The organism is Agrobacterium sp. ST15.13.015 (assembly GCF_027871645.1).
Classification (GTDB): domain Bacteria; phylum Pseudomonadota; class Alphaproteobacteria; order Rhizobiales; family Rhizobiaceae; genus Agrobacterium; species Agrobacterium leguminum.
Genome location: NZ_JAQAHF010000011.1, coordinates 159,732 through 173,197, shown reverse-complemented (window position 1 = coordinate 173,197; position 13,466 = coordinate 159,732). Strand labels below are relative to the sequence as shown.

The 13,466-nt window shown below is 56.2% G+C and carries 14 protein-coding genes and 2 pseudogenes; 7 read left to right on the top strand and 9 right to left on the bottom strand.

Features of this window, described 5'->3' with window-relative positions:
* Positions 1-61 precede the first annotated feature (61 nt).
* Positions 62-514: a DUF5680 domain-containing protein gene (locus PIB16_RS18200; protein ID WP_271046116.1), complete on the top strand. Its 453-nt coding sequence runs from the start codon at positions 62-64 to the stop codon at positions 512-514.
* A 54-nt stretch (positions 515-568) separates the two neighbouring features.
* On the opposite strand, the gene PIB16_RS18195 is transcribed toward PIB16_RS18200, so the two are convergent.
* On the bottom strand, positions 569-1,225 hold the full coding sequence (locus PIB16_RS18195; RefSeq protein WP_035217366.1) for a peroxiredoxin: 657 nt from the start codon (positions 1,223-1,225) through the stop codon (positions 569-571).
* Positions 1,226-1,470: 245 nt separating this feature from the next.
* On the opposite strand from PIB16_RS18195, the gene PIB16_RS18190 reads away from it, so the two are divergent.
* Positions 1,471-2,682, top strand: a complete 1,212-nt coding sequence (locus PIB16_RS18190) for an MFS transporter (RefSeq protein WP_271046115.1) — start codon at positions 1,471-1,473, stop codon at positions 2,680-2,682.
* Positions 2,683-2,710: 28 nt separating this feature from the next.
* Positions 2,711-2,922: pseudogene (locus PIB16_RS18185) on the top strand (HpcH/HpaI aldolase family protein); the annotation flags it as partial.
* 73 nt (positions 2,923-2,995) lie between these two features.
* On the opposite strand, the gene PIB16_RS18180 reads toward PIB16_RS18185, so the two are convergent.
* On the bottom strand, positions 2,996-3,625 hold the full coding sequence (locus PIB16_RS18180) for a DUF1062 domain-containing protein (protein ID WP_271046114.1): 630 nt from the start codon (positions 3,623-3,625) through the stop codon (positions 2,996-2,998).
* 762 nt (positions 3,626-4,387) lie between these two features.
* On the opposite strand from PIB16_RS18180, the gene PIB16_RS18175 reads away from it, so the two are divergent.
* Both PIB16_RS18175 and PIB16_RS18170 read left to right on the top strand, forming a co-directional pair.
* On the top strand, positions 4,388-4,756 hold the full coding sequence (locus tag PIB16_RS18175; protein ID WP_271046113.1) for a VOC family protein: 369 nt from the start codon (positions 4,388-4,390) through the stop codon (positions 4,754-4,756).
* Positions 4,757-5,149: 393 nt separating this feature from the next.
* The gene (locus PIB16_RS18170) at positions 5,150-5,434 is read left to right on the top strand and encodes a hypothetical protein (RefSeq protein WP_271046139.1); all 285 of its coding nucleotides are present in this window, start codon (positions 5,150-5,152) and stop codon (positions 5,432-5,434) included.
* Between the two features lie 16 nt (positions 5,435-5,450).
* On the opposite strand, the pseudogene PIB16_RS18165 reads toward PIB16_RS18170, so the two are convergent.
* Positions 5,451-5,651 (bottom strand): annotated as a pseudogene (locus PIB16_RS18165) (helix-turn-helix domain-containing protein); the annotation flags it as partial.
* A 389-nt stretch (positions 5,652-6,040) separates the two neighbouring features.
* On the opposite strand from PIB16_RS18165, the gene PIB16_RS18160 reads away from it, so the two are divergent.
* On the top strand, positions 6,041-6,298 hold the full coding sequence (locus PIB16_RS18160; RefSeq protein ID WP_142845890.1) for a hypothetical protein: 258 nt from the start codon (positions 6,041-6,043) through the stop codon (positions 6,296-6,298).
* Positions 6,299-6,324: 26 nt separating this feature from the next.
* Here the strand turns inward: PIB16_RS18160 and PIB16_RS18155 are convergent, their stop codons facing one another.
* The 5 genes from PIB16_RS18155 to PIB16_RS18135 form a co-directional block, all read right to left on the bottom strand.
* A complete protein-coding gene (locus PIB16_RS18155) occupies positions 6,325-7,698 on the bottom strand; it encodes an ISNCY family transposase (protein WP_271046112.1) in 1,374 nt (457 codons plus the stop codon).
* A gap of 582 nt (positions 7,699-8,280) precedes the next feature.
* Entirely contained in the window at positions 8,281-9,354 is a 1,074-nt protein-coding gene (locus PIB16_RS18150; RefSeq protein ID WP_271046111.1) for a rolling circle replication-associated protein, read from the bottom strand.
* Between the two features lie 171 nt (positions 9,355-9,525).
* A complete protein-coding gene (locus PIB16_RS26780; protein WP_442866789.1) occupies positions 9,526-9,921 on the bottom strand; it encodes a M15 family metallopeptidase in 396 nt (131 codons plus the stop codon).
* 184 nt (positions 9,922-10,105) lie between these two features.
* Positions 10,106-10,747 carry a hypothetical protein gene (locus PIB16_RS18140; protein WP_271046109.1) on the bottom strand — a complete coding sequence of 214 codons (642 nt, stop codon included), beginning with the start codon at positions 10,745-10,747 and terminating at the stop codon, positions 10,106-10,108.
* 1 nt (position 10,748) lies between these two features.
* The gene (locus PIB16_RS18135; RefSeq protein WP_271046108.1) at positions 10,749-12,422 is read right to left on the bottom strand and encodes a hypothetical protein; all 1,674 of its coding nucleotides are present in this window, start codon (positions 12,420-12,422) and stop codon (positions 10,749-10,751) included.
* A gap of 95 nt (positions 12,423-12,517) precedes the next feature.
* Between PIB16_RS18135 and PIB16_RS18130 the strand changes: the two genes are divergently transcribed.
* Positions 12,518-12,646 (top strand): hypothetical protein, encoded by a 129-nt coding sequence (locus PIB16_RS18130; protein WP_271046107.1) that lies wholly within the window; start codon positions 12,518-12,520, stop codon positions 12,644-12,646.
* Here the strand turns inward: PIB16_RS18130 and PIB16_RS18125 are convergent.
* Positions 12,636-13,427 carry a hypothetical protein gene (locus PIB16_RS18125; RefSeq protein ID WP_271046106.1) on the bottom strand — a complete coding sequence of 264 codons (792 nt, stop codon included), beginning with the start codon at positions 13,425-13,427 and terminating at the stop codon, positions 12,636-12,638. The genes PIB16_RS18130 and PIB16_RS18125 overlap by 11 nt on opposite strands.
* Positions 13,428-13,466 lie beyond the last annotated feature (39 nt).

The window sequence follows — 13,466 nt, the reverse complement described above, 5'->3', positions numbered from 1 at the left end:
CTTGCGACCACCCTGAAAATCGCATATGTTCCCTTTATGTTCTTATCCCGAAAGGTTTCCCATGCTGGAAGAGTTCATCGTGCAGGCGAAGTCCGCCACCTATGTCGGCGGCGGCAGCAAATCCGCGACGCCCACCCTCAAGGGATCGCACGATCTCGGGTATCAGAGCGGCGACTTGCACTATATCGACAGCTATTTCGGGGGAGCCGATTTCATCGGCCAGGAGGTTGTCTGGCATCAGGGAACGGCGGTGTGGACGATGAGTTATTACGGTCGCATCCTCCGGCCCGACATGATCGACGGCTCCACGGCCGGCATGGTCATTCAGCGGTCGCTTTCCACGCTCTATCGTCAGGGCCGGTTCCTTGGCGGCTTCACCAACCCGGTGGAAAATCTGGTCTATGTCGATACGAATGAAGGCGAATTCCGGTCCTTCACCGGGATCGAGCGCATTTACCGAGGCCATGTCGAGACGTACCGGCTTGATTATCACGGCGGGATCATAAAGCCATGAGAGATGCGGCGGGATGGGACGATGATGTTTCACCGCCCCATCATAGGCTTCAAATCAGCCGGGCTGCTTGGTCTTGCGCAGATAGGGAAGAACCGTGTCGTAGGAGCCGAAACGGGCAATCGCATCTTCATTGGAAACGGCGGCGGTGATGATGACATCTTCACCCTGCTTCCAGTTGGCCGGTGTCGCCACCTGATGTTTGGAGGTGAGCTGGATGGAATCGATCGCGCGAAGAATTTCCTCGAAGTTGCGTCCGGTGGTCATGGGGTAGGTGAGGACCAGCTTGATCTTCTTGTCGGGACCGATGACGAAGACGGAGCGCACGGTGGCGTTATCGGCAGGCGTGCGGCCTTCGGAACTGTCGCCAGCGCCGGCCGGCAGCATGTCGTAAAGCTTTGCTACCTTCAGGTCCTTGTCGCCGATCAGCGGATAATCGACGTTGAAACCGGTCGCGGTGCGAATATCGTTCTTCCATTTTTCATGGCTTTCGACCGGATCGACCGAAATACCGATGATCTTGACGCCACGCTTTTCGAATTCCGGCTGCAGGCCACCCATCGCGCCGAGTTCCGTCGTGCAGACGGGGGTGAAGTTCTTCGGATGCGAAAACAGGACCGCCCAGCCGTCGCCGATCCAGTCGTGAAAGCTCACCGGACCATGGGTGGTCTCGGCGGTGAAGTCTGGTGCTATGTCGTTGATACGCAGGCTCATCTGATGTTTTCTCCCTAATGATTTGAACTGAAAACTGATGGTTCTCGGCAATCCGTGTCCGGCGCTGGAGCTTAGAGTTTTTGCATGAAATGGCCAGCCCTTTCATCGGGCTTCGGCGGTATTTGCTTCAGCCCCACAGAGATTTGATGGCCCTGATTTCCCCTGTTTGTCGCGGTTGCGCGATATCGGCCCGGTTGATTGTTTCAGGAGGACATGATTATTCCAGAGACGATCGGGGGGCCATCATGACGACTTCTTCTGCGCCTGTTTCCGCGACGGTTCGGGCACGCATTCCAGCGACGGTCTGGGTGCTCGGCATCGTTAGCCTTCTGATGGATATTTCTTCGGAAATGGTGCAGACGCTGCTGCCCTATTATCTCGTTTCCGGTCTCGGCGCTTCCGCGGTCACTGTCGGTTTCATCGAGGGAATGTCGGTTGCCATCGCCACCACGACCAAGCTGTTTTCCGGGATTATCGCGGACTGGACGAGGCGGCGGAAAATGCTCGCCGTGGTTGGATACGGTCTCGGCGCAATCTCGAAACTCGCTTTTCCCTTTGCCACCTCGCTTGGCTGGATCGTCGCCGCCAAGGCGGTGGACCGGGTCGGAAAGGGCATTCGCGGAACGCCGCGCGATGCCCTTATTGCCGATGTGACGCCGCCTGAAATTCGTGGCGCCGCATTCGGGCTTAGAAAGTCGCTCGATACGGTCGGCGGCTTCCTCGGGCCGCTGGCGGCCATCGGGCTGATGTTCGCGCTCAGCGAAAATGTACTCGCCATTTTCTGGATCGCGGTCATTCCCGCTTTCCTTGCGGTGTTCATTCTCATCGCCGGTGTGACGGAACCGGATGCGCCCGCAAGACCGAAAGCCGAAAAGCCATTCCGGCTCGCCGATTTTGCGAAACTCAATCGGGCGGTCTGGATCGTCATCATCGCGGCGTCGCTCCTGACCTTCGCCCGTTTCAGCGAAGCATTCCTGTTGCTGAAATCCGAAGAGGCAGGCTTCCGGCCGGCATGGATACCGATCACGATGGTCATCATGCATGCCGTCTATGGCCTGACAGCCTATCCCGCCGGCCGGCTTTCGGACAGGATCGGCCGCTCAGGGATTATCGCGGCGAGCATGGTCGTGCTGGTGGCCTCCTATCTGACGCTCGCTTTTGCCAATTCCATTCCGCTGTTCCTGTTCGGCATTCTTCTGTGGGGCTTGCATATGGGTCTGTCGCAGGGTCTGCTTGCAGCCCTGATTGCGGAAACGGCGCCGCCACATCTCAAGGGAACGGCCTTCGGCGTTTTCAATCTGATGACGGGTCTCGCGGTACTGGTCGGCAATGTCATCGCCGGCTTGCTGTGGGACCTCCACGGTTCCTTCGGCACCTTCCTGGCAGGCGCCGCACTGTCTTTTACCGCATTGACGGTGTTGATCTGGGTGTCCCGTCGAAAGAGCGCCGCCGCCTGAGCCTCTACCGAAAACACGACGACGTTCCGCGCCGCCATTCGGCGAGCCGCGCCGGAGGTGGTGATGCAGAAGGTCGCCATTGCTGTCGACAAGATACGCGCAGCCGGAAAAATCGTGGGGACGCTCGCGACATTGGAAGAAATGCCGCACTGGCGGAAGCGTGGCGTGCAATTCTTCTACATCCATTCCGATCCGTTCCTGCGCCGCGGTCTCGCCGCGGTGAAGGAGGCGCTCGCCTGAGGCGGAGCAGAGGTTCTTCGGTTTTAACGATGCCGCAAGCGAGGGCCTGAACCTTAAGGCCCTTGCCATGCCGTTAGAAATCCGCCGTGACGGGTTTCCACAAATGCACCGGATCGAAGCCGCCGCAGCGCGCGATCACAATCCGGGTGCCGTTTTTAACCCGCCGCCGCAAAAGATCGGAATGTTCGGACTGCGCCCGAAGCGAACCATCATCCTGAAGCTTCTGCAGCATCGACCGCGAAAGCCCGAGTTCAGACGCCAGCAGACGATCAAGGCGTATGCCGGCCTGAAAAGGAACCGTGAGATCAATCTCCGCCATGGCCCAGTCGGGAGGTTCATCCCTTATCTGTTTCGCGATATTGAATTCGGGAAACTCGTCGACGCGCTGCGATTTACGTCTCAAGGCTTCGAGGTTGAAGGTCTCCGCCCTTATCCATTGCGGATCGTTGGACTGCAGCGCTTCGAGAACCGCAGGGCTTATGTCCCGGACATTCTGCCGCTCGAAAATCGGCCTGTTCCAGCTCTTGTCGCAGATTATGCATCTATAGATAAGCCAGGCGTCCAGCTTGCGGCCATTGGCATTGAGCCGGATCTTGCCGCTTGCCTGAAATGCCCTTAGGCCACCGCATCCGATGCATGCAAGCCAGGGCTGGGGCGCCGTTCGTGGCGTAATGGTCCATTGGACCCGAAGTAAATTGCACATACTCTCTTGGTCTTCCATTCGGAAGTCCACCAAGATGGTGCAGGAGAAAACCCTTACGGGAACGGCATGGCGGTGTTCTGGGGTGGTGAAGAGCTGAGACAGCGGCGCTGCGCAGGGCACATTGTAACAATGCCAAACCGGTCTCTTGCCACCACCCGATGAACATGATCATACGCCGACAGCCTGCGGCCATCCGGCAATACGGGTGAAACTGGATTGAGACCGGTATTTACTTAGGCAAAGTCTACCTCGATGCGCCAATGCTCTTCGGCCGCGACAATAACAAATGATCGTTCCGAGGCAGAGTCATCCAGCGCGCCGAAAAGGCCGAAAGCCGTTACGATGCGACTTTTCTGCAACGTCTGGTGACCCGCCCATTCTTTCCGTTTCCACCGACGTCGACGGACGGATTTTGCGCCTGTTAGCGGCTATCGGAAACGGAGGATACCAGTGACTATGCGCAGGGCAAACATCCTTAAGGGGGGACGGTTTCAATCCAGAAGAATGTCAAAGCTGATTAGAGATGCGACGCCGCTGGCCCGTTAGAAATGCGACACTGGCACCACGGATCAGCCCCCGACCGGACCGGCTCTCCCGGTTGCTACGGAAGGGCGGGGGCGGGTGACGGATTACTCCTTCGGCTTTAGCTTCCTCAGTCGCAGCGACTGCTTTGCGCCACCCACCTCGGTAGGTTTGCGTCAATGCTGACAATTGCGCAGGCGCATGCTACCTAATGAATGTGCTAGGGCTGGACGCGAAGAAATGACGCTGAGAAAGATCGACCACATACAGCTTGCTATCCCAGCCGGACAGGAAAACAATGCACGGCGTTTCTACGGTGACCTGCTCGGGATGGCCGAAGTCGTCAAGCCAGCTCAACTGGCTGCACGAGGGGGCTGTTGGTTCGAGTGCAACGAGATACGTGTGCATCTTGGCATCGATCCAGCGTTCGTTCCGGCGAAAAAGGCTCACCCTGCCTTTATCGTCGATGACCTTGAGGCCCTGTGTGCCGTGTTAGAGGCTGCAGGATACCAGACCGTGCAGGACCAGCCGCTTGACGGCTTCCTCCGTCGATACGTCAACGATCCGTTTGGGAATCGGATCGAGTTGATGCAGGTAGAAGAAGGCTGAGTCTCAGGGCAGGACCAGGATGTCCGCAACGGGCCAAAAGTAGCCGTAGCACTAGGTGAAGACAAAGCGCAAAGTAATGTTATAACTGTCAAAGCTGGTTAGAGATGCGACGCCGCTGGCCCGTTAGAAACGCGACACTGGCTCCGACAATCAGCCCCCGACCGGACCGGCTGGCCGGGGTTGCAAGGGTAGGGAGGGGGCGGGTGATGAAGCTCCTCTTCGGCTTTAGCTTCCTCAGTCGCGAGGGCACCTTTGCGCCGATAGTGTTGAAAAACTCGTCGTTGTCGTCGCGAACTGAATGCTGCTATATCTTCACTACACCGAGGGAACGATATGTCACCGCAGCGCCTCAATGATAGGTATAGCACCTACGTTTTGCAGCCAGACCGAGAGATGAGCGATGCCGAGTTAGTTGCTCTCATGTCTGAGCACGGCGTGCGCGGTTTTGTTTTTCAGATTTTGAGGCACATACCGGAACAAGGTGAGGACCTTTATACGGTGCTGGTGGACGACAGTTTGGTTGTTGAATTCGAAGTTCCACGAACGACAAAGATGAAAGCTGTTTCCGAATTCTCTAGCTTTTCGCTTGCTACGTATCGACATGAACTGGGTCAAGGAAAGAGCCGCATCCGCCTCGATCAAGCAACGGCACATGCACGCAAGCTTTTAAGTGCGTGAATAAATGGTCTCGCTTGTCGTGAGCAACCGTGCTGTAGTAGCCGTCATAATCTGGCAGTTCACGGTCATGAAACGTGTTGCGCTTGATCTCACGGTAAATGGTCGAGCGATGACGGCCAAGCTGACGCGCCATCTCGTTGACGGGAACCTTTGCCGCCACCAGATGATGAAGACGGCGGCGATCGGCAAGGGTGATCTGCGTATAGCATCGGGACATGCCAAAATCTCCAAAGTGAAGCCATTGAAATCATTGGCATGTCGCACTTGGAAATAGAATGTACCCCCTTACAATAACTGTGGCAGCAAGGTTGGAATGTCGCGCATTGCGCAAAGTTAAAATGTCGTCTGCCGCTCTCGCAGCCCGTTAGAAATGCGACACTGACCGCCTCCTTGCTCTGACGGTCAGCCCCCGACCGGACCGGCTGGGCCGGGTTGCAAGGTCAGGGAGGGGGCGGGTGATGACACTCCCCTTCGGCTTTAGCTTTCTCAGCATCACGGCTGCTTCGCGCCAACAGGAGACATTGACCAATTCGCGGAAATTTCTTTTATTTTCCAGACGCCGTGTTACGGGATGTAACATCCAGAACAGGAAGAAGGATGTTGGGCATGACACAATCGGTCCTGAGCGTCGAACTGTTCGAGATTCACGGCTTCGGAAGTCCAAGTGAGTATGAACGTTTCAGTAGCTGGCTGGATGCCGTCATCGCCAGCGGCGGCTGTATTGAGAAGCCGCAGAGCCTGACTGTCGATCAGTTGAAATACGGTTGCCGCGAAATTCAGTTTCAGAACGGCGAAACTTGGCGACTTGACCCACCCGATTTTCCGTTTCGAGGATCATGGCAGCCGATGCCATTCGAGGTCTAAAGTCCGCTTGGGGCCAATAGCGGCCCTTATTCAGCCGCGTCCATTCTGGCGAGAGCGTTTTGCCGTCTCGCTATGACTTCGGGATCGTTCATGAAATCCGTCCGCCGACCGGGTTTGCGACCTGTTGGCTTATAGTTATTCTTGGTGCTGTTGGTCTTCGGCTTCCTGACGTGGTGTTTATCCTGCTGCTCTTTTATGTACGCCAGCACATCACCGAGACGCTTGTTCTCTACGACCGCCGCATGCGTCACGCTCTGGTCCTTGTCGAAGGTCCTGTAAAGTAATGAGTGACCTTTCCATCTGATATCCAGGCGACCATCGGCGTAGGCATACGTCTCGACATACTTTCCGACTAAGCCGCGCGTGACGTCGTTATCTTCGAGTATGATGCGTTTACGTTCGTAAGAGAATGTCAGCTGCGCGCCGACATATCTCTCCTCACGTTTGCAGAGAACATCCTTCAACCTGCTTGCTGTCATGTTGACAGGTTGATGAAGGTTGTCGGAACGGGCAGGGGCCACCGCAAAACGATCATTATATTGGGAGATGAATGTCGGCAGGAAGGCATTCCCGGCTTCCATGCCGCTGATCTTGGCCAGCCGTAATTCTTTGACGAGTCGATCTTGAAGCGTTCGGTTCATGCGCTCGACGCGGCCCTTGGCCTGGCTGGAATTGGCGCAGAGGATCTCGATGTGCAGCTCTGATAACGCTCGGCCGAACTGCGTCATGCCTTGGCCGCCCTTGGGGTCTTTCTTTGCCACCCGAAAGACCGAATGCTTGTCGGAATAGAAGGCAATCGGTGCGCCATGCTCTTTGAGGTAAAGCGCCAATGCCTCGAAGTAGGTAAAGGCGCTCTCAGATCGAACAAACCGGAGCTGCATCAGCTTACCGGTCGCGTCGTCAACGAATACCAGTAGAGAGCAGGCCGGACCACGATCCTCGAACCAGCGATGCTCCGACCCGTCGATCTGCACCAACTCGCCATAGGCCTCACGCCGCAACCGCGGCTGATGAAACGTTCGCCGCTGCTTTCTCGAAAGCCATATGCCGGCATCCTGCATCCATTTGCGCAGCGTCTCACGCGAGACTGTGACGCCATGCTCTTCCTGAAGCTTCTCGGCCGCGAACGTAGGTCCGAAATCAAGGTAGCGTTCACGCACCAGCATCAAAACGTAATCACGGACGCCGCTGGCTATTTTATTGTTGGACGGTCGACCGATCGCTTTATGTCTGATCGAGCCAGCGCCGGTATGCTCAATTCGATCGACCAACCTTTGGACGTGGCGCGTGCTGATCGCCAGTACATGGGCTGCTGCAACAATGCTCATGCGGCCATCCACGACTTTGGACAGCACCTCGATTCTTTGCAGGTCGCGCGCGCTCATCGTAATCAATCCCATCCGCAATCTCCCAGATGCCAATCAGACCCGGGGAGTGTGACATTCCAACTTTGCAGAAACAGGACATTCTAACTTTGCGGCTACAAAGAATGATCGCATAAGATAGAATAGGGAATTTCAGTAGTTTAGTGACAGTGTATTTTCATACACTTGAGTAACCCACGTTACATAATCTGTGTGAACTGATTTGGGGTAACTCGTCAACCATTATAATGAACTTTCAAACACTTTATTAACACCACGGAACGAACTGTTTTCGACCACCGCCGCCGCCCTTAGAGCGGGCAGCTTTTTTGCTATCTGGTCGCTTCTTACACACATTGTTTTCGCGCGCCTTTTCAGACGACTTCCTTGCGTCAGGCTCAGGTGTAGGCGACAGATTAAGTTTTGATTGCTGGCGGTGTTTCTCCGTGATGACTGGTTTTTTGGCCTTAGCAGCGACGGGCGCAGCATAGCCAGATGGTGGACGGTCCGATATCGACGGTTTCACATCGACATATTTCGTCCTGGGCGTTTTCAGCTTCACCGAAGCCCGAAGGGCTGGTTCCGCTACACGCCTCACCGTAACGGCGAGAGCAGGCCCTACAGATCGGGGACTGTCGGGACGTGGGTTTGAAACCCTGCGAGACGCCAAAGGCGTTCTGTCTCGTACGGGTTGTGACTTTTTGGCTTTATTTTTACGTGCCATCCGGCATCTCCCTCTTCATCGATCGAGAACCACAGCCGGACACCCGCCGTGGCGGTGAAGTAGCAGTTTGCTTTCTCGCAAAACTGCACAATTGCCCCTTCAAATGGCGGGGCGACGGGGACAGGCCCCTTGGAGCGATGCTCCGAATAAAGAAATTCATCGTAAACCGGCGTCGCGCCGGTATCGAGGAAATCCCAAATGATCTCACTCCGAGGAGGGAGATCACCATGCTTTTCATCCCAAATGTCGATGAAATATTGCAGGAAGTTTTCCGCCGTTTTCCCGGTCATGTGAAACTGAACCGGCTTGGCCGCTTCCCGAAACTGCTTTTGCGTTTTGGCGCGCGTGGTCCTAGGGACGCGGCGCACATCGGGGAAGCTATAGAACAGGTTCTGCGGAGAGAGACCTTGTTCGAGATATTGCTCCGCCAACTGCCGAAAGTAATAATGGCCTAGCGGCGGTTTTTTGGAGGGCATAGGCCCCCAACCCTGCTGTTCTTCGTCCGCAGGGTCTTTGAGAAGATACTTACATGCATACCGGATTGCTTCCGGTGAGCACTTGTCCCAATAGGACCAGCCATGAGGCCAGTGCTTTTGCATGAAGTTTTCTCTGAGTACATGGTCAGGGACAGGCCCTTGCCAGTACAAGATAATGTGCCAATGAGCGCGGCCCTTCATGGAGCCATATTCGCCGACGACGAAATACCGAACGGGAAACCCATCGGTGCGAAGATACTTCAGGTACTTTTGCACATCGGAGTAAGTCAGCACAGCAGCGCGGATATGATCGATATCGCCCGTTGTGCGATCCTGCCCATAGGTCAGGGTTACGACATGCGAGGCTGTTGCAGTCTTACTTTCGGCAATGTTCCGTCCGACCCAATCATCAACTTTGGTCTCCCGGCATTGCCAGCATTCGCGACAGGCCACGACGCCGACATCGCTGATTTTTACGGGGTTCAAACACATGAGTTTTCGTGTCCTGTCACTAAATGCACCTATTACCAAGGGAAGGTGAAACGCCGCGCCTACCTACCTCCCTCCAAGCATTGACCCATTCCGGGAGGTAGGTAGGCACGGCTACGCGCCCGCCGAGCTAGCGGCGGACACGCTTTTCAAACGCCAAAGAGGCTTAAACGCTCAGGACTGAAAGCCCTGAAACCCACAATGAACACACCGTTTGGTTGTGACGGGGTTAACAGTCCCGTCAACCTCGCGGTTGTAACGAACATATGAATGTTCGCAGACCCTACGGGCCTTCCAGTTCATTATTTCAAAATGGGCGGGGTCCCATCGGTCGGCGGACGTTTCAACGTCGCCATCCCATTCACCGCCCCATTTGAGCATGATACCCATCGCACGAGCCACTTCATCGGCTACGTGCGCGATAAGCTCCCATTGCTTACGGGTAAGGTCCCAAGCCTTCGTGCTGTGGATAATGTCCACAGCATAACCGAAGCCATGAGGACTTTGACCCGCTTTCGCCTTGCTCAAGCCTTTGACAAAAAGCCGGTTTTGCTCAGCGTCGTCCCGCATAACACCATGCGCGAACAGAGGAACGCCAAGCTTGGCGAAACGCAATATAAGCTTCCGCTCAAACTCAAGGATATCAACGTCAGCACCCTTGCGAACAGCGCGGGCCTGTTGTTCCTTGTACCGTTCCGAGGAAAGGAATGGTCTGTCGACCATCCCCCTCAGTTCAGTGGCGAAACCGCCGCTCTCAAGATGCGGCGTTAACTCCGGCCTGTCCACCTGTGGAACCGCTCGACTGTTCGCCTGCATCCGGGCCAGGGGCAGTTTCGCCGGATTTTTCACCGCCTGCGCCTTGTGCTGGTACTTCTCCGCTAGCAGCGCTAGAAGCCGCTCCCGGAGCGTTGGAGATGACGGTTTCTGCAGGTCTGCCATTTTCTTCCTCCATACGCCGACGCTCCAGCGCGGCTTCGAACTCGTGCGCCTGCGCAGCAAGGCGACGTTCGAGGTTCTGGTTCATTCGGAACATCATTTCTTCAAGTTCCGGATTGCGATGGCGGCGGTTGGCGATCTTGGTGAAAATCACCGGATCGACCACCTCAGAGAAGGTGGGTTCGAGATCCGCCGACTGGTACTTGACCATTCCGGCGTCCTTCTCCGCGAACACGTAGAAATCGCCACGGGCGTAGAACTCCACCGTCTCCTGTCCCGGCCCGATGGTGCAGAGCAGGTCCGCATCTGCCTCATCTTTGCCGATGTAAAAGGTCGTGACGGCCTCCAGATTAAACTGAATGCGCACACACCTTTCGGCATCCGCCGTGCCGCTGAAAAGAATGGCTTTCGTGCTGTCCAGCGACAACCAACGCGAAAGACTGTTGAGTTTCACAACCATATTATGCGCCCTTCTCAATGCGGCCTTGCGGAGCAACGGCCATGACTTTTTCGTAATCGTCCGTGGCCTCGATGAGATGGCCGCCCAACACAGTGTTGCCCTCGATATAAAGATCGCCCTGCTGGACGACTTCGAAGGGGTCCTGATTGGTCATAACGAACGGCTTCGTGTGCATGTTCGTGCACAGATAGAAGTCCGTCGAAAGCGTCGGGTTGAGCGTTTCGACGGCCCAAATACGCTGACGCTTTTCATCGAAGCCGGTATTCACCGTGGGGCGATAAAAATCGCCGCCGACGCGCGGCGCATCGATATTCCACTTGGCGTTGAGCGGCTCATACGCAAACGTACCATTCGGGTTTGCGTGCGACGCATCGATACGGCTGTTCTTAACAACATCGACCTTTTCAGGATCGAGTGTGTCGCGCAGGTACTGCGGCAGATCATCCACCGACGCCGCAGACAGGAAGGGGTCCTCCTGCCGCTCGAAAAGCTGATCGGGCGTAATTTCCGCCACGATCATGACGATACCGCCGACACCGACACGCGGAAGCTGGATCGACATATCGACACCGGTCATACCGTTGACGACGCTCTCCGTAAGGTTGCCGGCGTCCGACGCATAGCGTTTAGACTGCCCGAAGATCGTCTGCCGATCCGCCAGAAGCATGGGTTGCTTAAACGCCTGATCGGGAATGGAAATCGCGTCCATCAGAAGATTGACGACCCATTCCTCATGCTGGTTGTACTGCTGTCGCAGTTTCGCAAAGGCCTGTGTTTTGCGGGCCATCTCGATATTCGAGAGCGACACCGTAACGCCGTTTTCCTGCATCTCCGCAAAGACACCGGCGAGGCTGGCCTTGAGGCCGACGAAATCGACCACCGTCTGACCGGGGCCAGCGCCACCAGCCAAGAGGAAATCGTTTGTCGGCGTCGTCACGAGGTCATGGTTCGCACCGCCGTTCATCCGAAGCTGAACCTTCGGAACGCCATAAGCGCCAACCGGGACATTGTTGCCAGGCTGGCCGGTCACGAGGGGGAGGTGGGACGCAACGATATTGAGCGGCACTTCGCCGTCAATGACGGCCTGATCGAAGTCCGGCACCATGTGCGAAAACCGCTCATGCGCCCAGAAGGCCGGGGCGAGGGACGTATCCAGACGGTTGCGCAACGTCAAATCCGGCGACCGGTTCTTCGCCCGGAAATTCCAGATTTGGTTATAGGCCTCAAGATAGGCCGTGTTCACCAGTTGCGTCGGCTGACCATGCAGGCCGAGATACTTGTAAACCTGATTGGCGCCATGGGCGCCAAAGGCCTGCCGCTCGATATAGGGGACGAGCGGCGCGCCGTCCAACGGCGGTTTTCCTTCATAGGAAAGGTTGAGCTGGTCAATCGACCCGTTGAACCGGTCGAGCGCCAGCATCGGGACAAAATAGGCCATGACCCGGACTTTCGTCGCGTTCATGAGGACTTCCGCTGTTTCCATCTGTTCGAAGGAAAAGCGGAGGCGACCGGAACGGATCGCATCTTCGCGCAGGATCGGATAGGCCGAAATCGGCACCATCTTGCCAGCGGGGAGGGACGTCAGAACCGGAGCGCCCTGACGGCGCATAGTGCGGGGAGCAACAAGCGGTTGCGTCCGCGTCCGGTTATTCGCAATAGAATTTGGTCCTGTCATTTCCGGGTTCCTTTCTTGAACCTTTTGAAAACTTTCTTTACCGTCACCGCCGCACGCCTACAGGTGCGACAACGTTTCTTTGGAGAAGGCATTAAATGACCCCTATTCAGTCGAAGGCACTTGACCTCGCCGCATGGCTCTTCATCTGGACAGTGCGGATTGTCGGAACGATTTTCGCGGTAAGCCTACTCACCGGAATAATAGGCGGCATTCTCACCACCTGACTTTCGGCGCCTTAGGCGCGAAATCCATCCACGAACCGGGGTCCGCCTGATGCCGCGTCTGCGGTGCCGCAGTACGCTCCGCTTTCCGCTTGGCTCTTTGCCAAGCATCAGACGCGTCACCCCAACCAGACTTGGCATTGCGATAGAGGGAATACCCCCAATCGTTCGCGACTTTCCCGACTGAATAGAGCAGCGATACCGCTTCGTTATCGCCGTTAATCTTCTCATTCACTTCCGCGTCTGGCATCCATGGCGCATGGAAATAGCCATACTTTCCATCGTTCCAACCGAACGATGAAACAGAAGGATCATCACCACCAACAATGGTGCCTTCACCCGGGGCATTACCCTTGCGTTGCGCAAGAGCACCGCCTTGACCGGACACACGCCGCTCAAGACCGCCCGTTGCATACGAGGCGGTACCACGGGGAGCGCCAGAGAGCGCCGACGCATTGAGCGCGGAAATCTGGCTTTCAATCAGCCGATATTCCTGCTCGCGTTTCTGATCCTTGAACGGATCAAAGTCGGTGATGAAGTCCCCGAGCGCGTCAAACGCGTCACCCGCAACAGAGCCGCCAACGGCTTGCTTGACAGGAGCCTTGCGGGAGAGGGGAGCGAAGGCAGCAGCAGCATTGTAATTTGCGCCGCCGCCATTGCGGAGAGCCGTCAGGGGGTTAAACCCTGCTTCCTCCGCATCGATCACGAGATTTTTGTAGACATCACGGGAATACTCCCGCGCTTCATCGCGATCTTCCAAATCCCATTTTCGTTGAAGCTCCATTGCAGCAATTTCGTTCTCGAACTGCTGCTGCGCTTGACG